Origin of the sequence: Acinetobacter sp. FDAARGOS_559 (genome assembly GCF_003940475.1) — a bacterium.
Lineage (GTDB): Bacteria > Pseudomonadota > Gammaproteobacteria > Pseudomonadales > Moraxellaceae > Acinetobacter > Acinetobacter baumannii.
In genome coordinates, this window is sequence record NZ_RKJG01000005.1 from 2,855,744 (window position 1) to 2,881,492 (window position 25,749).

Annotated in this window: 23 protein-coding genes; 9 read left to right on the forward strand and 14 right to left on the reverse strand. The window is 39.5% G+C overall.

Annotated features, from left to right (window positions below; genetic code table 11):
* Window positions 1-36: 36 nt before the first annotated feature.
* Both EGS71_RS15220 and hcaR read right to left on the reverse strand, forming a co-directional pair.
* The gene (locus EGS71_RS15220; protein WP_000232918.1) at window positions 37-714 is read right to left on the reverse strand and encodes a DUF1345 domain-containing protein; all 678 of its coding nucleotides are present in this window, start codon (window positions 712-714) and stop codon (window positions 37-39) included.
* Window positions 715-977: 263 nt separating this feature from the next.
* Window positions 978-1,877: a DNA-binding transcriptional regulator HcaR gene (hcaR, locus tag EGS71_RS15225; RefSeq protein ID WP_000423241.1), complete on the reverse strand. Its 900-nt coding sequence runs from the start codon at window positions 1,875-1,877 to the stop codon at window positions 978-980.
* 735 nt (window positions 1,878-2,612) lie between these two features.
* Between hcaR and EGS71_RS15230 the strand changes: the two genes are divergently transcribed.
* A complete protein-coding gene (locus EGS71_RS15230) occupies window positions 2,613-3,665 on the forward strand; it encodes an MBL fold metallo-hydrolase (RefSeq protein ID WP_000653395.1) in 1,053 nt (350 codons plus the stop codon).
* A gap of 66 nt (window positions 3,666-3,731) precedes the next feature.
* Here EGS71_RS15230 and katG read toward each other — a convergent pair whose 3' ends face one another.
* The 3 genes from katG to EGS71_RS15245 all read right to left on the reverse strand — a co-directional run bounded on the left by katG (window position 3,732) and on the right by EGS71_RS15245 (window position 9,270).
* Window positions 3,732-5,888 carry a catalase/peroxidase HPI gene (katG, locus tag EGS71_RS15235; RefSeq protein ID WP_000064293.1) on the reverse strand — a complete coding sequence of 719 codons (2,157 nt, stop codon included), beginning with the start codon at window positions 5,886-5,888 and terminating at the stop codon, window positions 3,732-3,734.
* A gap of 516 nt (window positions 5,889-6,404) precedes the next feature.
* Window positions 6,405-8,699 carry a phosphoenolpyruvate--protein phosphotransferase gene (ptsP, locus tag EGS71_RS15240; RefSeq protein ID WP_000069121.1) on the reverse strand — a complete coding sequence of 765 codons (2,295 nt, stop codon included), beginning with the start codon at window positions 8,697-8,699 and terminating at the stop codon, window positions 6,405-6,407.
* An 85-nt stretch (window positions 8,700-8,784) separates the two neighbouring features.
* Window positions 8,785-9,270 carry an RNA pyrophosphohydrolase gene (locus EGS71_RS15245; RefSeq protein ID WP_000567254.1) on the reverse strand — a complete coding sequence of 162 codons (486 nt, stop codon included), beginning with the start codon at window positions 9,268-9,270 and terminating at the stop codon, window positions 8,785-8,787.
* A gap of 182 nt (window positions 9,271-9,452) precedes the next feature.
* Between EGS71_RS15245 and EGS71_RS15250 the strand changes: the two genes are divergently transcribed.
* Window positions 9,453-10,103, forward strand: a complete 651-nt coding sequence (locus EGS71_RS15250; RefSeq protein WP_000761586.1) for an HAD family hydrolase — start codon at window positions 9,453-9,455, stop codon at window positions 10,101-10,103.
* A gap of 4 nt (window positions 10,104-10,107) precedes the next feature.
* Here the strand turns inward: EGS71_RS15250 and EGS71_RS15255 are convergent, their stop codons facing one another.
* A complete protein-coding gene (locus tag EGS71_RS15255; RefSeq protein WP_001046500.1) occupies window positions 10,108-10,968 on the reverse strand; it encodes a LysR family transcriptional regulator in 861 nt (286 codons plus the stop codon).
* Window positions 10,969-11,085: 117 nt separating this feature from the next.
* Window positions 11,086-11,340 carry a DUF2061 domain-containing protein gene (locus tag EGS71_RS15260; protein ID WP_000244902.1) on the reverse strand — a complete coding sequence of 85 codons (255 nt, stop codon included), beginning with the start codon at window positions 11,338-11,340 and terminating at the stop codon, window positions 11,086-11,088.
* 237 nt (window positions 11,341-11,577) lie between these two features.
* On the opposite strand from EGS71_RS15260, the gene leuC reads away from it, so the two are divergent.
* The 4 genes from leuC (at window position 11,578) to leuB (ending at window position 15,476) form a co-directional block, all read left to right on the forward strand.
* Window positions 11,578-12,996 carry a 3-isopropylmalate dehydratase large subunit gene (gene leuC / locus EGS71_RS15265; protein WP_000907603.1) on the forward strand — a complete coding sequence of 473 codons (1,419 nt, stop codon included), beginning with the start codon at window positions 11,578-11,580 and terminating at the stop codon, window positions 12,994-12,996.
* A gap of 18 nt (window positions 12,997-13,014) precedes the next feature.
* A complete protein-coding gene (leuD, locus tag EGS71_RS15270) occupies window positions 13,015-13,662 on the forward strand; it encodes a 3-isopropylmalate dehydratase small subunit (protein ID WP_000649450.1) in 648 nt (215 codons plus the stop codon).
* A gap of 112 nt (window positions 13,663-13,774) precedes the next feature.
* Entirely contained in the window at window positions 13,775-14,365 is a 591-nt protein-coding gene (locus tag EGS71_RS15275) for a hypothetical protein (RefSeq protein WP_001984507.1), read from the forward strand.
* A 31-nt stretch (window positions 14,366-14,396) separates the two neighbouring features.
* On the forward strand, window positions 14,397-15,476 hold the full coding sequence (gene leuB / locus EGS71_RS15280) for a 3-isopropylmalate dehydrogenase (RefSeq protein ID WP_000043188.1): 1,080 nt from the start codon (window positions 14,397-14,399) through the stop codon (window positions 15,474-15,476).
* 53 nt (window positions 15,477-15,529) lie between these two features.
* Here the strand turns inward: leuB and EGS71_RS15285 are convergent, their stop codons facing one another.
* A complete protein-coding gene (locus EGS71_RS15285) occupies window positions 15,530-15,937 on the reverse strand; it encodes a hypothetical protein (protein ID WP_002056803.1) in 408 nt (135 codons plus the stop codon).
* Between the two features lie 168 nt (window positions 15,938-16,105).
* Here EGS71_RS15285 and EGS71_RS15290 point away from each other — a divergent pair, with 168 nt between their 5' ends.
* A complete protein-coding gene (locus tag EGS71_RS15290; RefSeq protein ID WP_000724607.1) occupies window positions 16,106-16,474 on the forward strand; it encodes a lysozyme inhibitor LprI family protein in 369 nt (122 codons plus the stop codon).
* A gap of 51 nt (window positions 16,475-16,525) precedes the next feature.
* On the opposite strand, the gene infA is transcribed toward EGS71_RS15290, so the two are convergent.
* Window positions 16,526-16,747, reverse strand: coding sequence for a translation initiation factor IF-1 (infA, locus tag EGS71_RS15295; RefSeq protein WP_001284370.1), 222 nt, complete (start codon window positions 16,745-16,747; stop codon window positions 16,526-16,528).
* A 264-nt stretch (window positions 16,748-17,011) separates the two neighbouring features.
* Here infA and EGS71_RS15300 point away from each other — a divergent pair, with 264 nt between their 5' ends.
* A complete protein-coding gene (locus tag EGS71_RS15300; protein ID WP_002009591.1) occupies window positions 17,012-18,022 on the forward strand; it encodes an AraC family transcriptional regulator in 1,011 nt (336 codons plus the stop codon).
* A gap of 19 nt (window positions 18,023-18,041) precedes the next feature.
* Here EGS71_RS15300 and truA read toward each other — a convergent pair whose 3' ends face one another.
* The 5 genes from truA to asd form a co-directional block, all read right to left on the reverse strand.
* On the reverse strand, window positions 18,042-18,839 hold the full coding sequence (gene truA, locus EGS71_RS15305) for a tRNA pseudouridine(38-40) synthase TruA (RefSeq protein WP_001190095.1): 798 nt from the start codon (window positions 18,837-18,839) through the stop codon (window positions 18,042-18,044).
* 14 nt (window positions 18,840-18,853) lie between these two features.
* A complete protein-coding gene (locus EGS71_RS15310; RefSeq protein WP_000717078.1) occupies window positions 18,854-19,825 on the reverse strand; it encodes an asparaginase in 972 nt (323 codons plus the stop codon).
* Between the two features lie 58 nt (window positions 19,826-19,883).
* Window positions 19,884-21,146: a hypothetical protein gene (locus tag EGS71_RS15315; RefSeq protein WP_000967577.1), complete on the reverse strand. Its 1,263-nt coding sequence runs from the start codon at window positions 21,144-21,146 to the stop codon at window positions 19,884-19,886.
* Window positions 21,147-21,205: 59 nt separating this feature from the next.
* Window positions 21,206-22,570 carry a FimV family protein gene (locus tag EGS71_RS15320; RefSeq protein ID WP_000128085.1) on the reverse strand — a complete coding sequence of 455 codons (1,365 nt, stop codon included), beginning with the start codon at window positions 22,568-22,570 and terminating at the stop codon, window positions 21,206-21,208.
* A 148-nt stretch (window positions 22,571-22,718) separates the two neighbouring features.
* The gene (asd, locus tag EGS71_RS15325) at window positions 22,719-23,837 is read right to left on the reverse strand and encodes an aspartate-semialdehyde dehydrogenase (protein WP_000862762.1); all 1,119 of its coding nucleotides are present in this window, start codon (window positions 23,835-23,837) and stop codon (window positions 22,719-22,721) included.
* Between the two features lie 189 nt (window positions 23,838-24,026).
* Between asd and EGS71_RS15330 the strand changes: the two genes are divergently transcribed.
* Window positions 24,027-25,148 (forward strand): endonuclease/exonuclease/phosphatase family protein, encoded by a 1,122-nt coding sequence (locus EGS71_RS15330; RefSeq protein ID WP_000639217.1) that lies wholly within the window; start codon window positions 24,027-24,029, stop codon window positions 25,146-25,148.
* Window positions 25,149-25,749 lie beyond the last annotated feature (601 nt).

Genomic DNA, 25,749 nt, shown 5'->3' on the forward strand with positions numbered 1-25,749 from the left:
CTCTAAATGGGGCTTTTTTGTTTTTTAATAAAGGTTCTAGTTAGTAAGAAAGCCAGCAGCAACATTAATACAAATCGCTAAAATGGTCGTGTTAAACCCAAAAGATAATACAGCATGAAATAAGTTTAAAAGACGCATATGTTTGTTGGTAATTGAAACATCGGCGGTTTGTGCTGAGGTGCCAATAATATAGCTAAAATATAAGAAGTCAGGATAGGTCGGATGTTCAGTACCCGGGAAGTCTAACCCACCGTTCTCTTCATTTCTGGATAGAGCCATATAAAAGTCATGGGCATAATGCAAAGCGAAAACAGTATGCATGAAAAGCCATGCTGAAATAATGGTGAGTAAAGCTAACGCTACATGTCCTAACTTTTCATAATGCCCAGAAGGGAGCTGGGAAAGTTGTACCAAAATCGCAACTAGACTCATTGTGATGGCCAATAAAACAATGAGCATAATGACCCATTTACTTTCGTCCTGTTTTTTGGCTTGCTGTTGCATTTGTGAATGGTCGGCACTTCTCATCAGTTTCCAGACATGGAGTAAATATAAACTGATCGAGCCATTCCAGCTTGCTAATAAAATGGTAGACCATTTCCATGAAGTGAGCCATGCCAATAAACTTGCAACAACCACTCCAAAAATTAAAGCAATAAAGAAGTGAGGGCGGTTTTGTACACTACGTCCTAAATGCTGAAATAGTCCAACCATCTTGTTAACTCTCCTTGCTGTTATCTTAAATATATTTTTTACTGTTTGGTTAATTTAACATTAGGTTTTATATAACCTTTATACTTTAGATCGTCATTTTTGTTTTTATTAAGTGTGACAATCTAAAATATAATAAAAATTATCTCAAATTAATTAATCGATAAAAGATATTAAATAAATTTTAATTTCATTTATTTATACATACATTTAAATTTTCTAACTCATTTATTCTTTAATAATAAGCGTAAATATACCTAAGGTGTTTAATCTAGATTTTTATCAAGATGAAATACTTTGTTGAGTTGATCAATAAATCTTTTTACACCGACTGACTCTGTATTTTTACGATAACTAACAAATAAATCTAAAGAAGGTAATTCGACATCTAGAGGGCGAACTACAGTGTTAGAAACCCCTAAAGGCGCGACATAGGCAGGTAAAATAGTACAACCTAAGCCTGAACCAATAGAGTTTATATTAAGTAAAATGCTATCGGCCTTTTGTACAATATTGAGGTCAATACCATGAGTTTTAGTAAACTCTAAAATTGTATTGTGTAGTGTATTAGATTGTTCAGCTGCCGGAATAATAAAATCAATACCATGCAAAGCTTTGACCGGAATACGGTCATATTTCGCAAGTGGATGGTTTCTTGGTAATAAAAAAATTAAAGGTTCTGTTAAGACAAATTGGCTTTGGATTTCATCATTTTCAGTATTATCACGGGTAAACGTAATGTCGAGTTCACCTCTTTTTAAGGCTTTGAGTTGCTCAGCGTTATTTAAACTTGATAATTCAATGGTGAGGTCAGGGTGTTGTAAGCGCAGATTTGGAAGTACGTATGGAAAAATTTTCATTTCTGCGATGGGGACGAAACCGATACGTAATAATTGTTGTTTAGCCTTTGAGACTTGGCGGGCCATCGCTACTGCTTTATCAGCTTGAGCAAGCGTTAAACGGGCATGCTCTAAAAATACTTCACCTTCTTCTGTTAACTCAACTTTACGTTTTGTTCGGTTTAAAAGTCGTACCCCGACATCTTCTTCTAAATCTTTAATTTGTTGGCTAAGGGAGGGTTGAGCAGTATAGAGTTTGAGAGCGGCTTTACTAAAATTTAATTCTTCAGCAACTGTAATGAAATATCGAAGATGGCGTAATTCCATAAGACTAATCCAAAAAATGTCTTACTATGATTTAAGCAAAGTATAAAGCATAAAACTATATAGCGTGAAGGTGCTTTAGGTATTTATAAAATAAATGAAAATTTATAAATCATTATGAAATTAATATGAAATTTTATTTAATTATTAATTTGTAAAATATATTAATTCATATTCATAACCAAAGTGATTTTAAATTTAGAAAAGAAATTTAAATTACTTTTCAGGAATTCACTTAAAGTTTTCTCATATTATGAAAAAAAGTATTGTTAATTTAAGAATTGAGAATCTTAATTTCTAACAAAAAATGTGTAAGGAGTATTTTGTTAATAAATGTTTCGGTTCATCTTGCTATATTTTTTTAGTTTTTTCAATGCATGTGCTGCTTGGTTTAATAGTTTATATATGAAGCAAAATTGATAAAATTGAGCAGTTTTAAAAATAAGAGATTAACCACAAAAAAATTAGCTCACCTCCAGTGTAAGTCTTTACTTATTATATTCTATTGTTATGTTATACAGTAGCTTTTAATAAGAATAGTAATTAACGAATCACAAACTCAACACATCTAAACATTTTTTTGTGGCACTTTAGATTGATCTATGTCGGCTGTGACAAAAATAAAAGGGATATTTATATGATAAATAAGTGTAAGTGTCATAGCTTAATTTATTTAAATCGCTAAGATAGAAAACTGAATGATTCATCCTCCTGATGCTACAACCATAGAATAAGCCCATGAAAGACAAGCCGACATTAACTTATCAATTGCCGACTCAGTCCTGTTGGACGCATACATGGATAAAACCTCCTTTTTGTCATCCTGAACTGGGCCATGAAAATGATACCCGTTTTTATAATCAGCAGCCTAGATCGCCTGCACGAGGATCGAAAGAGTTGTTGCGTTGGTTAGTCACTCGTGAGTCTTATACTTGGAATGTTGATATTCAGAATGAATATGATGTACGTGTTAATACACCAATTGTTTTACCACAAAACCGTCCTCATGCGGATTTAGATGATTGGCAAGTTTGGTTTGTAGGTCATGCTACGGTACTCATTCAAATTGGACCTTATAACTTTATTACCGATCCGGTATGGTGTGACTACGCAAGTCCTTTACATGGCCGTGGTCCACGTCGTGTATGCCCAGCGGGTTTTGCTTTAGAGCAGTTACCTACCATTCACGGGGTATTGTTGAGCCATAACCATTATGACCACATGGATTTAGCAACGCTTGAGTGGCTGCATAAGAAGTTTGCTATGCCGATTTATACAGGGCTTGGCAACGGATTTTACTTACCTAAAGAGTTCCATGTAATTGAAATGGATTGGTGGCAGGAAATTCCTTATCACGAATTAAGAATTGTTTATACACCTGCTCAGCATGGCTCGGGGCGGGGTTTACGTGACCAAAATAAGGCACTTTGGGGCGGTTTTTCGGTTTTGGCGAAAACAGGACATTGTTTTTTTGCGGGTGATACCGGTTATGCGGGCCACTTCAAACAAATTCATACGCGCTATGGCGCGCCGCGTGTGGCCTTACTTCCAATCGGAGCTTATGAACCTCGTAAATTAATGAGCTATGTTCATATGAATCCGCAAGATGCAGTTCATGCGCATCTAGATTTACAAGCACATCGGTCGGTGGCAATTCACTATCGAACTTTTCAGTTAACGGATGAGGGGCGTGAAGATCCTGAACATGCGTTAGCTCAAGCCATTAAAGCTTCATCAAAGCTTGCTAATCCTTTTTATTGCATTCGAGAAGGGCATAAATTGACTGTCTAAAATTCATTGTTTTGTATAAAAAAAGCCAGTTCAATTTGAACTGGCTTTTTATTATTTTGGCTTAAATTAAGCTAAGTCAAAACGGTCAAGATTCATGACTTTAGTCCATGCAGCAACAAAGTCTTGAACAAATTTTTCTTTACCATCTGCCTGAGCATAAACTTCGGCTAATGCACGTAAGATAGCATTCGAACCAAAGACTAAATCATTACGTGTTGCGGTAAATTTCACTGTGCCTGATTTACGGTCTTTTCCTTCAAATACTTCACTTGTTGAATCAACAGGTGCCCATACATTCGACATGTCGAGTAAGTTTGTGAAGAAGTCTGTGCTGAGTACACCAACTTGCTGAGTGAAGACACCATGTTGAGAACCATCCCAGTTAGTGCCTAGTACACGTAAACCACCAATCAATGCAGTTAACTCTGGTGCAGTCAAAGTCAGTTGTTGTGCTTTATCAATTAATAAGACTTCAGCTGGAGTGTTGACTCCCTGTTTTTTCCAATTTCTGAAACCGTCAGCAAGACCGAGCAGTAATTGGAATGATTCAACATCGGTTTGACTTTGTAATGCGTCAACACGACCAGGGGCAAACGGAACGGTAATATTGAAACCTGCTGCTTGAGCAGCTTGCTCTACACCAACGTTACCAGCTAACACGATTAAATCCGCCAATGACAATTGGGTTGATGCCTTGAGCTCTTCAATTTGAGTTAAAGTCTCAACAGCTTTTTTGTTTACTTCCCACTCACGTTGTGGTGATAAAGCAATACGTGCACCGTTTGCACCACCACGTTTATCTCCACCACGGAATGTTGATGCTGATGCCCATGCAAGAGAAACCAACTCACCTGCAGATAACCCTAGAGCAACGATTTTTGCTTTTGCATCAGCAATGCTTGCAGAAGATGGTGTAGCGCTAGCAGCAGGTAATGGATCTTGCCAAATTAAATCTTCAGCAGGAACTTCTGGTCCTAAATAACGTGCTTTTGGTCCCATATCACGGTGAGTTAATTTAAACCATGCACGAGCAAAAGCATTGGCAAAGGCTTGTGGATCGTTAAGGAAACGACGAGAGATCTTTTCGAACTCAGGATCAAAACGTAGGGTCAAATCTGTAGTAAGCATCGTTGGCTTACGTTTAATTGATGGGTCGAAAGGATCTGGAATAATGGCTTCAGCATCTGCTGCTACCCATTGAATTGCGCCAGCAGGTGAACGTTCTTGTACCCATTCGTATTTGAAGAGGTTTTCAAAGAAGTAATTGCTCCATTGTGTTGGCGTTTGTGACCAAATAACTTCTAAACCTGAAGTGATCGCATCTTTACCGACACCTGTACCATAGCTGTTTGCCCAACCAAAGCCCATTTGTTCAATTGGTGCACCTTCTGGGTCTGCTTGTACATGGTCAGCAGAGGCAGCACCGTGAGTTTTACCTAAAGTATGACCGCCAGCAATCAAGGCAACAATTTCTTCATCATCCATTGCCATGTTGCCGAAAGTGGCACGAATAAACGGTGCTGCTGATCGTGGGTCACCACTCGCTTGTGGTCCTTCAGGGTTCACATAAATTAGGCCCATTTCGGTTGCAGCAAGATTACTGCCCGCCAATGCTTCAGAGTTACGATGAGCTAACCATTCTTTTTCATCGCCCCAGTTTACATCGTTGTCTGGTTCCCAAACATCTTCACGACCGGCACCAAAACCAAAGGTACGGAAACCAGAAGACTCAAGTGCGATGTTCCCGGCAAGAATAAATAAATCGGCCCAAGATATTTTTTGACCGTATTTTTGTTTAACTGGCCATAGTAAACGGCGTGCTTTATCTAAACTTGCATTGTCAGGCCAACTATTTAATGGAGCAAAACGTTGTTGACCACGACCGGCACCACCACGGCCATCGCCCATACGATATGTACCGGCAGCATGCCACGCTAAACGGATAAATAAGCCCGTATAATTTCCCCAGTCGGCTGGCCACCAGTCTTGGGAATCGGTTAATACATTTTTGATATCGGCTTTAAGTGCGTAGTAGTCGAGTTTTTTAAATTCTTGACGGTAATTAAAATCTTTACCGAGTGGATTAGAGCGTTCTGAATGTTGATTGAGTAAGTCAACACGTAATTGATTTGGCCACCAGTGTAAATTAGCCGTGCCACCACCGACTGTTACTTGCGGTTTTGAGTTATGACCTGAAAAAGGACATTTTGATTCATTTGACATGATTATATTCTCTCTGGGTAATATTTATTGAGCTCTTAATAAAACTGAAGGCTCATTTTCCTGGACTTCTGGGTTAAAAAAAATGATGCGTATCGAATAAAGAAATGAGAGAACAAATGGTGAGAGAAACCGTTTTAAAAATTTTTCACTGTTATGTCAGCTCATCAGTTTTATTCAACAATACATGAGTTTCCTTTGTTTATTATTCCTTCAATTTACTGCATGAAGGCTAAAAAACAAGAGGGAAAATGGTTCAAATTTTGCAAATAATGACGCATGGCATGAGCTCCTTAATCATTGAAACATCGCAATATCTTTCAATTTCGTTCTTTAAATATACTAGAATCTGATTGTTTATTTTTCAAATGGATTAAATTGTCCATATTAATTGGTAAAACCGATTTTTGGGGAAATTAAAGATCAGGAGTGCGCTAAGTGGCAGCTTAAAAATAAAGAGAAAATTTAAAAATAGATGAATTGAAAAAGGAGAGCTTTTTGACTCTCCTTTTTAAGTATTTATACGCTTACAAGGCGGTTAGATTTAACCATATCGGCTAGACCATGAGTTTTAAAGTAGTACTCAAGCCAGCTTTTTACAATAAGAGGATTATTCATTTTCATGACATCATCAAGCAGCTTTTGGGCATCTGACATTGGGACATGGCAAATTGCTTTTCGGACACGCAAGATGTTACTTGAACTCATCGAAAGGGTATTGAAGCCCATGGCCATCAGTAAGATCGCCGATAACGGATCACCCGCCATCTCACCACAAATACTTACTGGTTTTTGGTATTTATGGCATTCCTTCACGAGTCGAGTTAAAGCCCGCAAAATAGACGGATGGAAGTGTGAATAGACGTTTGCGACATGCGGATTATTACGGTCCACAGCAAGTAAGTATTGAGTTAAGTCATTTGAACCAACCGAGAAGAAATCGACAAGTTCGGCGAACTCATCAATTTGTAGCAGTACACTCGGTACCTCAACCATAATCCCGATTTTTGGTTTAGTAATTTTAACTTGTTCTTCTTCTTGCACTGCAATCCAGTCACGCTCAAGTAAATAAAGTACTTCTTCGACTTCACTTACTGTCGTTACCATTGGCAATAGGATATGCAAATTATTTAAACCAATACTGGCTTTGAGCATTGCCCGGATTTGTGCTGAGAAAATCTCCGGATGGTCGAGCGTGAAACGAATACCGCGCCACCCTAATGCCGAGTTCTCTTCTTCAATACTGAAGTAAGGTAAGTCTTTATCGGCACCAATATCGAGGGTACGCATGACTACCGGCTTATTGGCAAAGTGACTCAATTGTTGGCGATAGATGGCACGTTGTTCTTCTTCACCCGGGAAACGTTCCCGTAACATGAATGGAATTTCACTACGGTACAAACCCACACCTTGAGCGCCACGTTGTACACCGCGGACTACATCAATCATAAGGCCCGTGTTCACAAACAGTTGAACAGAGACACCGTCTGGTGTAATCGCTTCTTTGGTCTCATATTGTTTGAGATCTTTTGCGATTTGCTCGTCTTCTTTTTGAATTTCTTTATAACGTTGACGTAAACGACGTGGAGGGTTTACAAAAACACGGCCCTGATAGGCATCCACAATCATTTCTGCATCATCAAGCGTATTTACAGGCAGTTCGGTTACGCCGACCACCGTTGGAATCCCTAATGCACGGGCAACAATCACCATATGCGAATTGGCTGCGCCTTCTGACGTCACAATAGCTGCGATATTATCTACTGGTAATTCTACTAGCGCAGCGGTACTAATTTCTTCACCAATTAAAATACTGTCTGGGCTAAGTTCACGATGGCTCGAATCTTCTTCTTGTAAGCACGCTAGAATACGTCGCCCTAAGTCTTTAAGGTCAGAAACGCGTTCACGAAGATAATCGTCCTCCATTTGTGCAAATAGGGCAGTGTGTTTTTCAATTACACGGCGCACCGCACCTTGTGCCCAATGTCCATCACGGATCAGTTCTTTAATTTCTGCAGGTAAGGCATTTTCATCTAGCATTCTTAAGAATACGCTAAACAAAGCACGTTCTTCTGCCATGAGCGAGTCATGCATTTTTTCATCTAAAGAACGAATCTCTGAACGTACCGATGAAATAGCTTGATCTAAAATGCGGAGTTCATCGCTGATATCTTCTGCTTCGCGGTCGGGTACTGAACCTAAGTCGGCAGGTGGATATAAAATAATAGCGCGACCTAAAGCAACCCCACCTGCACCGGAAACGCCTTGGAATGTCTTATAGGCAGGTCCATTGCTTGGCTTGCGAAATACATCAATATTTCCAACCGCATGCGCATGTGCAATAACACCTGAGAGCTGTGCACATAAGGTGACTAAAAATGATTCGGCTGCTTCACTAAAATCTTGAGGAAGTCGATTTTGGACAACTAAAACACCCATAACCTTACGGCGATACATGACGGGTACGCCAAGGAATGAGTTATAAATTTCTTCGCCCGTTTCAGGTAGATACAAAAAGCGTTCGTGCTTTGGCGCATTGTCAAGGTTAACAATTTCTTCACGTTGCCCAACCAGACCCACTAAGCCTTCACCTAACTGCAATGAAACATGCCCAACAGATTCTGGATTTAAGCCTTTTGAGGCCATCAATACATAACGTTGATTGCGTTCATCGAGTAAATAAATAGAGCAAACATCCACTTTCATGGCCTCAGCAACCTGATTGACCATAATGTCTAACGATTCATGCAAACTCACGGACGCATTAATCTCTTGGACAATGCGTCTTAGAGTGTCGAGTTGCATGTTTGACATGGATGTATACTCCAGTATTTTTTTAGACTATGAATGTATTTATAACAGCACTTTTAATAAAAATCATTTGCTAGATAAATGATTTTTAGGGTAATTGTTGCACTGGCAACTGTGTACACAACTCCACCATGGCTTTACGGTAAACATCACGTTTGAAGTTCACCACTTGACCAAGAGGATACCAATAGCTAACCCACTGCCATTCATCGAATTCAGGCGGGTCGGCCAGGTTTAACTGAATGTTTTTTGCAGGCGCAGTTAACTTCAGTAAAAACCATTTCTGTTTCTGTCCGATACATACGGGGTCAGAGTCTGACCGAATATACCGATGTGGCAAACGATAACGCAGCCATCCTTTGGTTTGCGCAATAATCTGGACATGCTCGGGCAATAAGCCGATTTCTTCTCTCAGTTCTCGAAAAAGTGCCTGTTCAGGGGTTTCTCCAAACTGGATGCCTCCTTGTGGAAATTGCCAAGCATTGTGACCAATGCGCTTTGCCCATAAAACCTGTCCATCATCGTTTGCCAAAATGATCCCGACATTGGGTCGGAAACCTTCTGAGTCGATCATTTGGCTACCTAAATATTGTCTATATCGTTGACTTCGATCACGGGGACAAACACTTTTTTATGTCCAGCTCGAAAAGATCAAAGTAAAATGTTTAAATTGTTACGATCTTAACGAATTTCTATCGACTAGCGGAGATAGATTTACATTTTTTTTCTTAAATTTCAGTTTAAACGAGAATTTTCATGAAACTGGCGTTGTTTGATTTAGACCATACCTTGTTAAATACCGATTCAGACCACTCGTGGGGTGAATTTTTAGTCAATGAAGGTTTGGTTGATCCGGTTCATCATCGTCAGATGAATGATAAATTTTATGAAGACTACAAAGCAGGGCAACTAGATCCATATGCTTATAATGAGTTTGTTTTCGGCTTTTTAACAAAGCATGACAATAACTACTTAACTGAGCTTCATCAGTTGTTTATGGAAAAAGTGATTCGTCCTCAAATGCGACCAAAAGGTTTTGATGCAATCAAAAAACATCAAGATTTAGGCCATACCATTGTAGGTATTACAGCAACAAGTGATTTTATTACTGCGCCGATTTTCCGTGAATTTGGAATTACTGAAATCTTAGCAACTAACGCCGAGGTTGCTGATGGTAAATATACAGGTAAAGTGGCGGGTTTAGCGTGTTATCAAAAGGGCAAACTTGCACGTCTTGAGGCATGGCTGGACGGTCGTAGCGTTTCTGAGTCTTGGGCTTATTCAGATTCAATTAATGACCGTTTTTTACTTGAATATGCAACGCATGCGATTGCAGTCAACCCTGATGATCGTCTTGAGAAACTGGCTCAAGAACACAACTGGGAAATTCAGGACTGGTCGATTTAATTGACTACTCCTGCATCATTTTAATTAGTTCCTGCATGGCTCTAGATTGAGTACGTGCAGGATGCCATACCATGCCTAACTGCCGGTTCATCTCGACATTTAAATCAAGCTGCTGCATATCTTGATTCAGCAGAGTTTTTGGTAAAACTGACCAACCTAAACCAATAGAGACCAACATACGAATTGACTCTAGTGGGTTATTGCTCATGGTAATTTTCGGTTTAAGGCCTTGTTTTTCAAACTCAGCCAAGGTGATTTGGGCTGTATAAGTCTGTGCGGCAGGCAGCAAACTTGGATATTCAATTAAATCTTGTAAGGTCAAATTCTTTTTTTGAGCCAATGGATGAAATGGAGCAGCTACAAAAACTAAAGGATCATTCCAGATCGTAATATAGTTAAGACGCTCATCACCTGAGGGCGGGAGTGTTAAAAATGCTAACTCTAAATCGCCAGCAAGTACCTGTTCGTGTGCTTGTTCGGAATCAACAAAATGTACGTCTAGCGTGACTTGAGGAAACTGCTGAACAAAGTGTTTAAGCGGAGCAGGCAAGTGATGCAAACCGATGTGATGACTCGTCCCGATTTTTAAACGACCTTGTATTTGGGTTTGCTCATGACTTAGAGTGTGGTGAATATCTCGAAGTTCATTTAACCAGCTTTTAACTTTTGGTAATAATGAATGCGCAGCATGAGTTGCTTGAACCCCACGGCCTGCCGACTCAAATAGCTTTACGCCAAAGTACTCTTCTAGGCTATGAATACGTTTAGTGACAGCAGGTTGGGTAATAAATAGTTGATCCGCAGCCACAGAGATCGAACCTGTTTCCATAACTTTTACAAAAGCTTCAAAGGCTGCAAGATTCATAATACAACTCTACTTGGAATAGAAAAATCGAGAGAGGCTAAAGTTGCCAAGCCAAAATCGTATCATGCTTGCAGCTCAACGTTCTATAAAGTTGTGATTTAGCGTATTAATCTTAATCTAAGCAGTCGTCTCGTTTTCGCTTAAAGCTGATATACGGTGGTCTTTTGTTGCCCATACTTTTTCATGAAAGAAAAATGCAAAAGCTTGTACTGTTGGTTCTAACATACTTAATGTTAAAGCCATCCAAATATTACCCGTTACAAAGTAGGCAACTAACATGGCTACCGTAATATGCATTATGTAGTAACTTAAGGTTTTCTTTAATGTACGTTGATTATTAACAACGAATTTTTGAATATTAGCCATAACCATTCTCTCTACCTGTATTTGATATTTTTAGTATAGAGATGAGAGTATAGGATTAAAAATGGATTTTGCAAATGATAATCATTAGCAAATCCGATTTGTGTATTTTGGACTATATTAATACATGCAGGAATGATTCCTAAAAGTTTTCTAATTTATAAAAATGATAAATTAGATTTATGTAAAACTCTGGCTATAATCGAAGAAAGATTAGAATTACCCAGTCCAATGGAGCAAGACGACATGGCAGGCAAAACTTTATATGACAAATTGTGGGATGACCACGTAGTTACTCAGCGTGATGATGGTTCGTGCTTACTTTATATCGACCGTCATTTATTGCATGAAGTAACGAGTCCACAAGCATTTGAAGGTTTGCAACTTGCTGGTCGTCAACCGTGGCGTTTAAGTGCAAACGTAGCTACCCCAGACCATAACGTTCCAACCTCTAAAAAAGAACGTGATCAGGGCATCGCTGGTATTGAAGATGATACTTCTCGTATTCAGGTTCAGACCTTAGATGATAACTGTAAGGCATTTAATATTGTTGAATTCGGTATTAATGATATTCGCCAAGGAATTGTACATGTTGTTGGACCTGAACAGGGTTTAACGTTGCCGGGTATGACGGTGGTATGCGGTGACTCGCATACAGCAACTCACGGTGCTTTCGGTTGCTTGGCTCATGGTATTGGGACATCTGAGGTTGAACATGTGTTAGCGACACAATGTTTGGTTCAGAAAAAATCTAAAAACATGTTAGTTCGCGTCGATGGCGTTTTAGGTAAGGGTGTAACACCAAAAGATGTAGTGTTGGCCATTATCGGTAAAATTGGTACTGCTGGCGGTACGGGCTATGCAATCGAATTTGGTGGTCAGGTATTCCGTGATATGTCGATTGAAGGACGTATGACGGTATGTAACATGGCGATCGAAGCTGGTGCTCGTGTGGGTATGGTTGCTGTTGATGATAAAACCATTGAATACGTAAAAGGTCGTAGCTATGCACCAAAAGGTGAGCAATGGGAACAAGCAGTTGCTTACTGGAACACATTGCATTCAGATGACGATGCTGTGTTTGATGCAGTTGTTGAATTAAATGGTGCGGAGATTGAACCACAAGTGTCTTGGGGTACTTCACCTGAGATGGTTATTCCGGTGTCGAAAGCTGTACCAACTTTAGAACAAGCGAAAGATGACGTACAACGCAATGACTGGACACGTGCTTATCAGTATATGGGCTTAAATGCAGGTCAGGCATTGGCTGATATTCAGCTTGATCGTGTCTTTATCGGTTCTTGTACGAATTCCCGTATTGAAGATATTCGTGCTGCTGCTGAAGTAGTTAAAGGCCGTAAAGTGGCACCTAGCATTAAGCAAGCCATGATTGTTCCGGGTTCTGGTTTAGTTAAACAACAGGCAGAAAAAGAAGGTTTGGATAAAATTTTCTTGGAAGCTGGCTTTGAATGGCGTGAGCCGGGTTGCTCAATGTGCTTGGCAATGAACGCAGACAAGTTACAACCGGGTGAGCATTGTGCATCAACCTCGAACCGTAACTTTGAAGGTCGTCAGGGTAATGGTGGTCGTACTCACTTGGTCAGTCCGGCAATGGCAGCAGCGGCTGCGATCGCAGGTCATTTTGTTGACGTTCGTTCATTTTAATTCGGTCTGGAGCAAACCATGAAAGCTTACACAGTTGAACAAGGTATCGTTGCACCATTAGATCGTGCCAATGTTGATACAGATTTAATTATTCCAAAACAGTTTTTAAAGTCGATTAAACGTACAGGTTTTGGCGACAACTTATTTGACGAACTTCGTTATTTAGACGAAGGCTATCCGGGACAAGACAATTCAGTACGTCCAAAAAATCCGGATTTCGTTTTAAATCAGCCTCGCTATCAAGGTGCAACCGTTTTAATTGCTCGTACTAACTTTGGTTGTGGTTCAAGCCGTGAGCATGCGCCTTGGGCATTAAACGAATATGGTTTTCGTACCGTTATTGCACCAAGCTTTGCTGATATTTTCTTTAATAACTGTTTTAAAAACGGAATGTTGCCAGTCATTTTGCCTGAAGACATTGTTGATCAGTTATTTAAGGAATGTGCTGCGCAAGAAGGGTATCAATTAACAATTGATTTGGCTGCACAAGAAGTTCGTACACCAACTGGCGAAGCATTTAAATTCGAAGTAGATCCATTTCGTAAGCATTGCTTGTTAAATGGTTTGGATGATATTGGCTTGACACTTCAAAATGCGGACGCAATTCGCGCTTATGAAGAAAAAACCAAACAGGTTCGTCCTTGGGTATTCCAAGAGATAAATTAACCTTTCGGTACATTTTAAACATAGTCATGGCGTCGTGTTCAAACTCTTGCTAACATGCTAAAGCATAACAACAGCTTAAAATTATGCACTAGATGAGGATTGGGCTTGAACAATGAAGAGGAACGTTACTCATAGCTTTTTGTTGAGCCTGTGCGCGATAACACTAAGTGCTTGTCAGAGCACTTACAATGTAGTGGATACTGTTCGTATTAAGCAGGCTGAACAAGAAAATTTGGGGCAGAATGCAGCAATATATTGTTCGGGCGCAAAAAGTTGCGAATTTGAACGGCTAAATGATATTACTGTTGTTGATGCACAGACACGTCGTATTAGTAATCAGGCAATTCATCAAGGAATTGTGAGATTAAATGGTTCGGTGTTAAGTCAAAGCAATAGTTTGTATCTATCTGTGCCTGCCAAACAATATGAAGTGGTGATTCGTTACTATCCGATTTCTCCAGATCGGGCTGAAACGATTCATGTTATTCACCAATTCAAAGCTAACCATCGCTATATGTTTAAAATGTACCGAGACAAATCTAACCGTTCGGGTAGTTTGCTGAATGTTTCTGTACCAGATCCATTATGTGTTGACTTAGAGCAGGATGGGCGGGTAATTCGCCGTTTTTGTCGACCATTTGATGTCACCACAGGACTAGGTGAATTTCTCGAACAGAAAAAACTAACACCACGGCAGTCATAACGCTGTCTTGTCTTTGAAAATGGAAAACTTCATGTCTAAACAGATTTTAATTTTGGCTGGCGATGGGATTGGTCCTGAAATTGTTGGGGCAGCAGAAAAAGTATTAAATAAAGTAAATGAAAAATTTAATTTGTCGTTGACTTGGGAACATGGCTTGTTAGGTGGTGCAGCGATTGATGCTCATGGAGAGCCGTATCCAGCCGTAACTAGCGAGCAAGCAAAGAAGGCTGATGCCATTTTATTAGGTGCTGTTGGCGGACCAAAGTGGGACACTATTGAACGTTCTATCCGTCCTGAACGCGGTCTTTTAAAAATTCGTAGTGAACTTAACTTATTTGCTAATTTGCGCCCAGCGATCTTATATCCACAATTAGCCGATGCTTCTAGCTTAAAACCTGAGATAGTTGCTGGTTTAGATATTTTGATCGTTCGTGAATTGACTGGTGGTATCTATTTTGGTCAACCACGTGGTATTCGTGAACTCGAAAATGGTGAGAAACAGGGGTATAACACTGACGTTTATTCTGAAAGCGAAATTAAGCGTATTGCAAAAGTTGCCTTTGAACTTGCAGGATTACGTGGCGGTAAAGTGTGTTCTGTAGATAAAGCCAATGTGTTAGAAGTAACAGAGCTTTGGAAGCAAACGGTCACAGATTTACAGCAAGTCAATTATCCAAATATTCAGCTTTCACATATGTATGTGGACAATGCTGCCATGCAGCTTGTACGTGCGCCTAAACAGTTTGATGTAATCGTGACAGGTAACTTGTTTGGCGATATCTTGTCTGATGAAGCAGCAATGCTTACCGGCTCAATTGGTATGTTGCCATCGGCTTCTTTAGATGAAAATGGCAAAGGCATGTATGAACCTTGTCATGGTTCAGCGCCTGATATTGCAGGGCAAAACGTTGCAAACCCGTTGGCAACCATACTTTCAGTTGCGATGATGCTTCGTTATACCTTCCGTGAAGAAGCTGCTGCTAAAGCAATTGAAGATGCAGTAGGGCAAGTACTTGATCAAGGTTTACGTACAGCCGATATTATGTCTGAAGGCATGACTAAAGTTGGTACAGCCGAGATGGGTGAAGCAGTTGTTGCTGCTCTTGCTTAATCGCTACTTTGCTAAAAAACGCAGCTTTAAGCTGCGTTTTTTTATGGTTGTGTTTAGCAAGCTTTACCTTCGTATTGAATGGACTCGGCAATGTCATTTTTGAGTTTAAAAATAACCTTGCAATTAAAGTTAATATCATAAGAGTTGCCGCTCAAATTTCCTGATTGTATGGGAACAGAACCACCTCTCATATCGACATTACTCACCATCGGAATTGGGATGCTTAAGGGTCGTAAAATCGTATAAATAAGTTGATCAGAAGTTTTTTGTGGTGTGCGGGCGACTTGAAAGCCAAGACTCCGTAAGTTGAGATCTTGCTGAATCGTTGTAGATGATTTGCCTATAAAATTTTTTAAATATTCTTGCAAATCTACAGACTGGCGTGGATGACTAGCACAGCCATTAATATTTAACAGCATGAATGAAAGCAAACTCATTTGACATAAGGTAGATATATTCATTTTTTCTCTATATAGAATTATATTTATCATTAAAGAACAATAGGTTGGATTTGCTAACTTGTAAAGTAAAAAAGCAGGATTATGATAAATAGAAGGTAAGTTTGCCTTTAGACTTATTCTTATATTTACAGACTAATAATAATTGCCCAAAACTTAAGGAAGAAGAGTATGAAAAAAATAGTTTTTGCCTTTTTGTGTTTCGGAATAACCACGGCCTATGCTGATAACTGTGATAGTGCTCGTAATACTTATGATGATATTTACTGTACCAATAAAATCTATGCGAGTGCTGATGCAGACCTGAATAAGAATTATCAGGCATTAAGAGCGAAATTAAATACAGTACAAAGAAATACACTTAAGAGGTCGCAGCTTGCTTGGATACGCCAACGTGATGCTGAATGTACAGATTCTAATAGAAATAGCGTAGACGTGCAGTGTCGTTTACAGACAACGCAAGAAAGAAACCATTGGCTGCAAGAAAGATTGCGTGAATGCCAAACGGTGGGATGTAAAACCAGTCGATTAAGTGAATAAAAAACGCAATAAAAAAGCCACATGATGAAGTGGCTTTTTTGCATTCACTAATTAGCGAGCACGGTACGTAATACGACCTTTGGTTAAGTCATATGGAGTCATTTCGACTTTCACACTGTCGCCAGTAAGAATACGAATATAGTGTTTACGCATTTTACCAGAAATGTGTGCAATAACTTCGTGACCGTTTTCAAGACGTACACGGAACATCGTATTAGGAAGCGTTTCGGTGACAACGCCTTCGAACTCAATGAGTTCCTCTTTATTGGCCATAGCCTACCTGATGATCAAATTGGAAAGGCGCAAATTATAGTCAATTTATTTAAAAAAAACAAGATAGACGTCTTCTTGTGAAAGCATCTGGTTAAAGTATGACTAATAAAAAAAGATGTAATTTTTTTCACAAAAGAACTCTAATTCTGTTGTCAGTTTGGTCAATCAACGCTAATCTAAAATCATAGTTATTAGGGACTGTTCATGCATAAAGAGTCAACAGCTCCTAAGTATCAATGAAGTATCTACATGGAAGGGCACTGCGTGGGTCAGCTAACAGATGCATCAGTTGTATTACGTTTTGGCTATCAAGCAATTCGTCGTGCAGGATTGCCAACAGAAGAAATATTAACTAAAGCGGGAGTCGCTTTAAATCAGGTCGATACAAACGCACGTACTCCGTTAAGTGCGCAGTATGCCTTTTGGACTGCTGCTCAGGAAGTCAGTAAAGATCCAGACATCGGTTTGCATTTAGGTGAGCATTTACCTTTGTACCGTGGTCAGGTGATTGAACATTTATTTATTAGTAGTGAAACTTTTGGTGAAGGGCTTAAGCGAGCTTTGGCTTACCAGCGACTCATTAGTGATGCATTTGATGCAAAACTGGTGGTTGAAGATGGACGCTGCTATTTGACTAATGGTGAGCAGGTAGGGGCAGACAACCTTGTTAATCGTCATTTTTCAGAATGTGCGATTTCAGGTGTGCTCAGATTCTTCAAATTTATTACCGAAGGCCAGTTTCATCCGATCTTCATTGATTTTAATTTCAGTGAAGGTGCTTCTGAAGATGAATACTTCCGCGTCTATGGCTGTCCGGTAAGCTTAGGGCAGAAAGAAACACGGCTATATTTTGACCCTGCCATTTTAGATTTTCAGCTTTGGCAGGCAGAGCCTGAATTACTTCAATTGCATGAACAATTGGCAATTGAAAAGTTACAAGAACTTGCCCGTTATGATTTAGTGGGTGAGGTTCGTCGTGCGATTGGTTCGACACTTGAAAGTGGAGAAACGACGCTAGAAACCGTAGCGGCACAATTAAATATTACGCCGCGTCGTTTACGGACGCAGTTAAGTGAAGCAAATACCAGCTTCCAGCAAATACTTTCTGACTACCGTTGTCGTTTAGCTAAAAAACTTTTAGCAAATACTAATGAAAGTGTTGAGCGTATTGTGTATTTAACAGGTTTTTCTGAACCGAGTACATTCTACCGCGCGTTTAAGCGCTGGACCAATGAAACACCGGTTGAGTACCGTAAGCGTAAGCAACATCGTTAGAACTAAAAATTGGTTAAGCCTACTCAGGTAGGTTTAACCAATGTGGCCCGAGCGGTGGTTGTGGTAAGTCAAACTGCTCGGGATAATAACATTGAATAAAATAGAGACCATCAGGTGGGGCGGTAATTCCTGCTGCCTTACGATCTTCGGCTGCGAACATTGTATCAATATGGTCGATTTCATACATGCCTTGCCCAATTTCAAGTAAGCAACCCATAATATTTCGAACCATATGATGTAAAAAGCCATCAGCTTGAATATCTAAAACCAAATAACGTCCATGTTCAAACAAACGGCAATGCTTTACATGTCGTACAGGTTGATTTGACTGGCAGGCTGCTGCACGGAAGGTTTCAAAGTTATGCGTACCTTCAAATTTGCTGGCAGCTTTAATCATTTTTTGCACGTCTAATTTTTGATAAATATGCGTGACTTGTTTATGTAAAAGTGCAGGGCGATGTGGAGCGTTATATACAACATAGCGGTAGCGACGAGCAGTGGCTTTAAACCGTGCATGGAACTCTTCATCCATCTGTTTAATCCACTGAATTGAAATATCCTTAGGAAGCTGGCTATTTGCTCCCATGATCCATCCACGCTCTGGACGAATCGCATTAGTGTCAAAATGAGCCACCATATTTGTTGCGTGTACTCCTGCATCTGTTCGACCAGCACCGTGAAGTGTGATTGGTTCATCAGCGATTTTGCTGAGTACACGCTCTATAGTTTCCTGAACGCTGGCAACGCCTGGCTGTTGTGTTTGCCAACCTCGATATTGAATACCATTAAATTCAATACCGACCGCATAACGTTGCATGGCTTCACCTCTATTTAATGCAGATTTTCATTCCAATGGTTCAACCATTGTTCTGGGGTTGGGTATTTTAAATAGATTTGAAGTGCTTTTGCATAGAGATCTGCATGGCTATGGGCATCATTAATGACAATTTTTGCAGTTTTGGCCCAAGCACTAATTGCATAACGTTGGTCAATACCCCCAAAAGTGACTTGTGTCGCCAAAATTGGTACACATCCACGAGTATAGAGTTCGTCTAATGTTGCCAAAAATTCATCGTTTACGGCGATATTACCTGTACCGAAACCTTGCAACACTAAAAAGTGTGGTGGGGCAGGAAGTAAATGACGTAATTGTTGTACTAAATGCTGTGTTGCAATCGGTTGCATCATCCAGTTTAAAATCTGAAAGGAAGCAGCTTTTTCAATTTGAGCATCTTGTACGATCAATTCATTTTGCTGAGGCGTAAACTCAACGTTACTACTTAACCCTGAAAATGCATCAAGTTCAGTGGTATGCGTTTTTAATGCAGTTTGTGCGTGAAATACTTGATGGTGGAATGCGAGATAAGCACCAACCGGAAGTGCAATGACCTGCTCTAATGCAAGATATAAGTTTTCAATTGCATCAGTAAATTCACGGGTGTTATCACCTTGAATATTGAGTAACGGGTATTGGCTACCAGTAATCACAATATGACAGCTTTGCCCTAAAAAGCGAGCTAAAGTCGCAGCTGCATAACTGAGCGTATCTGTACCATGAATGACAACAAAATGCTGATAGCCTTCTAGTTGTAGTTGTTGTATGCGTTGAATTAGGCGTAACCAGTCAGGTGCTGTACATGCACTGCTATCGACAATATTGGGCGCAGCAAAGCAATCAACTGTTAAGTGTGGGGGAATCACTTTCTCAAGTTGAGGTAGGAATTGGTCATAAGGCATAGGAGCTAAAGGTTCACCAATGCAACCAAAAGTACCACCCATATAAAATAAAGCTATTTTTTTCATCTTTTTGCAGGCATAAAAAAGCAGTCATCTCTGACTGCTTATGGTAAATCGAACAGTTCTAAGAAGCTATGCGATTAAGTAGGTTTTTCGCATGTTGTTGTTGTTCTGTGTTGAATTTTTGCTCATCACCCTCTAGTAAATTACGCGCTGCTTGGTTCGCTCCAAACTTAATGTATTGTTCAGCCAATTTTAAATCGAGTTCATTTTCATTTATTTGTTTTAATTCTGGAAAAGCTTCTAAAAGCGGATCCTCTATTTGGGTTTGAGTAGCTGCTTCATTTACTACATCTATATGGTTTTGAGTTTCAAGCTCTGGTGCTGGAACTAAGGCAGGCTCATCTAACGAAAACTCAAGAGGTGCGATAGAAGCCGCTTCTAATGGGGCTTGTTCTACGAGTTTAATTTCATCTAATGATGGAGCGTGTTTAACAGATTTCGTCTCTGAACTTGAAGGATTTAAGTCAAGGTTAAAATCTAATGCATTGATGCTATTTTCTTGGTCTGCTTTTACCTCTACTGCTTGAGATTTTTCCTCAGTTCCATGCAGAGGTGCCAAGTCAAAAGAAAACTCTAAATCGGCCAGCTCATTTGTTTCTTGAGTGGATGATAACTCAGGTTGTTGTACCGGTTGGTTGGTATTTTCCGTAGCCGAAGTCTGTTCGAATGAAAAGTTAAACTCTAAAGGTTCAATTTCAACAGCAGATTCTTGTTTTACCGGCGTATAGTCTTTCTGTAAGTCATTAAAAGAAGCCTCGGAAGAACTTGTTGTTAATTCATCGAACTGAGCCGTTGTATCTGTGTTTTTCGGTTCTTCATATGTTTGAGCTTGAGGGAAATCAATGGCATCAGGTTGTCTGGATGATTCATATTCTTTTTGTCGAGTTTCTGCTTGAGCTGCTATTTCATTTAAACCTAAGCTACGAATATGGCTAATCAACTGTTGAATTGCAAATTCATCTTTCTGAGCAATATGAATTTCAAGAAGTAATAAATACAATTCATGTTGAGTATTATCTTTTTTTAGCGCCTGATTGACTTGAGCTTCAGCTGCTGAAAACTGTTTTTCTTGAATGAGCTGTTGAATATTGTGTCGCAAAGCTTCAGGTACAGGATTGCTTTGAGGGATAGCAGGAGTATTTTCCTCAATGACCTTGGCTTTTGTTTTTTCACGCGAACTTTTGCTTGATTTAGCACTCGCTTTTTTGCCGGATTTTCTATTTATATTTTTTGGGGAAGTGGCCTCTTGTTTTTGACTATTCTCGCGTTTTTTTAAAATAACGGCGACCACGAGTAATATGATAAACGGAATCACATATAACATTACTTTCCCCTTAAAAAATAAATATTTGCAATATAAAGCGTGCTAACTCTGGTTTTAACTTAATGTTTTTGCTTGTGAGTTTGTTGCTGTGCCTGTAATTGCTGTTGTAACTCTGCCAAACGCGCATTCAAGAGTTGAATACGTTGGTCTTTTAAACTTAAAGTTTGATTTAGTTTGGTTACATTCCTTTGTAATGTAACGGTTTTTTTGCGAGTTGTCATAACTTTTACTGCTAACTCAGTATTGTTTTGACTTTGTTGTGTGCTCTTTTTTGCACTTCCATGAGCAGAATTTGGGCTGTTCTCTGCCACAATGCTCATTTCAGCTTGTTGTAAACGATATTTAGCTCTGCCAGAAGAGGGTTTTGCCAAGTGAGCTTCACTCGATTTAAGTTTTAAATGGGAAGCTTTAGTTGCATTTGGTGTTAAGTTTAGCGAACTTCCCTGACGTAAACGGTTTACATCACCTTGAATAAACGCATGTCGGTTTTGAGCTTGGATATCTCGCATGACCTTAGCTACAGGTTGTTTGGTCTGTGCTGCAATACGATTGGCAATACTCCATAAAGACTCGTTACGTTGTACGACATATTTACCAGTAGGTGCCGGGCCTTTATAGGTACTGATTTTTTGCTTTTTCGGCGTATTTTTACTTAATGCATTTTTTTGTTGGGCAGTTTTAGATTGCGCTGCTTTTTTGACGGTAGTTGTTTGATTGCCATCACTTGATTTGAGTGAAGTCGAAGGTTGTTTCTCTACAGCCGATGATTCGGTATTCATTGTAGCTATAGTTGGCTGAAGTGTTTGAGTCGAAGGTTTTTCGGTAAAAGGAGCCACAGGAGCAGGGCTAGAACTATTCAAAGCTGGAGCAGTTCCAGTGCTAATATTTAGATTATGTTCATTACTTGTGGTTTCTGCCACGGTTGATGTATTTTCAGTAGGTGTGTACTGAGTACTTTCAGGTAAATTTAGTGCGATATCTTTTTCATTTACGATAAATTGCGGTGAAAGTGGACTTTCGTTAATGGCGGCTTTTTTTATAGGCGATGGCTTTAAAACGGTTTTAATATGTTGAAGACGGGTTGCGTTACCTTCACTGACTTTTACGACAATATTCAGTTCAGGATCGATAATAGGACGCGATGAGGTAATCACAATAACGCCAGAACCCTGACCATTTTGGCGTGTATAAAAGTTTAGGTTACCCGGAGGTTGATGAGTTACTCCCAAACCATTGAGATCATCTTGAGTGGCCAAACTGACTTGCAATGGGGTATTAGGATCTGCTTGCTGAAAATTCATTTCTGCATAAAGTAATTCCCCAGGTGCAGATTGAATTTGAATAGGATCTAATGTAATCGCATAAAGAGAAGGCGAAGACATAATGGTGAAAATGGCAATTTTTAATTTGTTATATGCAGTCATCTCAATCCATGACCTGATCAGTCGTAAAGTCGTTCAAAATTATACAATAATGGAATGTAAATAAATTGTTAATTTTTTACAAACCAGTTACGAAAAAGCCGATCAAATGTGATCGGCTTTTTATTTTGACTGAATAATTCAGATCAAATTATGAGCTTTTGTATTCTACTAAAATACGTAACATACGACGTAGAGGCTCAGCAGCACCCCAAAGTAACTGATCGCCTACTGTGAATGCGCCGAGGTACTCTTTACCCATATTGAGTTTACGTAAACGACCTACAGGTACAGTTAGGGTACCAGTTACAGCAACAGGTGTAAGATCAGTCATTGATGCTTCACGTGTATTTGGTACAACTTTAGCCCACTGGTTTGAGTTACGAATCATATCTTCGATCTCATCAAGCGGAACATCTTTTTTCAATTTGATGGTTAATGCTTGAGAGTGGCAACGCATTGCACCGATACGAACACAGTGACCATCGATAGGAACGATTTGAGAGTTACCTAAGATCTTGTTGGTCTCAACTTGTCCTTTCCACTCTTCTTTTGACTGACCGCTTTCAAGCTGTTTATCAATGTAAGGAATTAATGAACCAGCAAGTGGCACACCAAAGTTCGCAGAAGGGAAACCTTCACCGCGTTGTAACTCGGCAACTTGACGGTCAATATCAAGAATTGCAGATTTAGGATCATCTAACAAAGTCTTGGTGTTGTTATATAAATAACCCATACCTGTTAACAACTCACGCATGTTTTGTGCGCCAGCGCCTGATGCCGCTTGATAAGTCATTGCAGTCATCCACTCAACCAAATTATTTTGGAAAAGTGCGCCAACACCCATCAACATGAGTGATACTGTACAGTTACCACCAACGAAAGTTTTAGTACCTTTCGCTAAGCCGTCTTTAATTACATTAAGGTTAACCGGATCAAGAACGATGATTGCATCATCAGTCATACGTAAAGTAGATGCCGCATCAATCCAGTAGCCATCCCAACCAGTTGCTTTTAACTTTGGGAAAACTTCAGACGTGTAGTCACCACCTTGACAGGTAATAATGACATCCATTTGCTTCAGACTGGTAATGTCTGTAGCTTCCATAAGTGCTGGGGCAGTCTTACCACCAAATGAAGGAGCTTCACCACCTGCATTACTGGTAGAGAAGTAGAATGGCTCAATATGAGCAAAATCATTCTCTTCAACCATACGTTGCATAAGGACGGAACCGACCATCCCGCGCCAACCGACCAGACCTACTTTCATGTCATTTTGCCTCGGTGCGTTAAAATTGTTAAAGGGGGAGTTGAGTGTATCAAAAGTGCTCACAACTGCAAGCGTTACAGAATCAAAACAGCAATTTTATTGAGTAGAATATCTTGTTTATGTTACATACAAAATTGATAAAGATGACAAAAACATTAAAAAACAAATCATCTTAAAAGAGTAATTTCAATGATTTATATCGAAGTACTGGCAGTAGTGGTGATTTGGTTAAGCTTCTGGTCACTTATTCCTCGTGATGAGTGGTGGTTTCGAGGTGCAGATTTTCCAAGATTACAAATTCTGTTTATTGGCTTAATTGCTTTAATTGGTATGTTGTTTTGGCCGACCGAATGGGATGTATGGCGTGAGCTTTTGCTTGCGGTACTCATCGCAGCGATTGCCTACCAACTTAAAATGGTTTTACCGTATACGCTGTTTTGGAAAAAACAGGTTAAAAAGGTCAAACAGCATCAGCTAGATCCTACAAAACAGATTTCACTGATAGTTTCTAATGTGCTCACCCCGAATGATAAATATCATTTATTACTTGAGCATGTACGGACTTTAAAACCTGATTTATTGCTTACTTTAGAGAGCGATACAACTTGGGAAAATGCTTTAAAAGAGATCGAGAAAGATTATCCATACCGTGTGCCCGTACCTTTAGATAATTTATACGGAATGCATTTATATAGCCGGTTACCGCTTAAAAATACTGAGGTTAAATTCATTTTAAGTAATGAAATACCTTCTATTCATACCACGGTAATTTTGCGATCTGGCATGCCTGTTCAGCTCTACTGTTTACATCCTAAGCCACCTAGCCCAACTGAAGCAAAAGATTCAACACTGCGTGACGCTGAGCTTTTAATTGTCGGAGATCAAATTAAAGATCTTGATGAAAGTTGTATTGTGATGGGGGATTTAAACGACGTAGCGTGGTCACGAACAACCCGTTTATTTCAACGTATTAGTGGGCTACTCGATCCACGGGTGGGGCGGCATTTTATTAATACTTTTCATGCGGACTATCCTTTATTGCGCTGGTCACTTGACCATATCTTTCATAGTACAGACTTCGGTTTAGTAAAAATGCAGCGTTTATCTCATATTGGATCAGACCATTTTCCTGTCTATGTCGTTTTACAAACAGGTCGAATATTTGAAGAAATTCACGAGGAACTAGAACAAACTCAAGCCGATGAAGAAGAAGCTCAAGCCGCGATACAAGAAGGTATTGCTAAAGCTGAAAAAGAAGAAAAAATCGTGACTGATGAAATTGCACAGCCTTATAAAGAGAAAAATATATAAAGTGAGTTGTAAGCAATAACGTACAAAGATTTGAGTCTAGGTCCAATAGGCAGGCAGAGTTAAAACCCGTATTCTACATTCATCGGCACACGGAAGCGGGAATGGATAATCCCAAGTAAGGATGCACTAAGCTGATATGGAACGACATCACGGATAAGATGTTAGAACGGAAGCGATAAAAAGAATTATATACCCTGAAAGCACAACCTCATTTACCCGAGTTTTGCAGGACGCAGAACTCGGGTTGATATTTTATAGATATATCATTTAATTCGTTGTAAATAAAACCAATATTTTTAAGGTATTCTTAATTTTAAAATCTACTTAATTATAAGTCATCGTCCATAAATTTTTTTATATATCCGAGCAATTTTTAATGAAAATGGATACAAAAAACTTTTTTGTTAAGTTTTTGTTTTTATAGATTATTGACGGATAAATCTAGGCTTTGACCTATTTAGATATAAATTGGACTTGTTTAATTGGCAAATCTCAATAGAATGTGCCGATCGTTGACATGTTGGATCGTCAACAGGCATTGTTGTTTACTTCGCCGGATCGGCGGGTTGTGATTTGCTTGTGCATTTAAATTTCTGTTTGG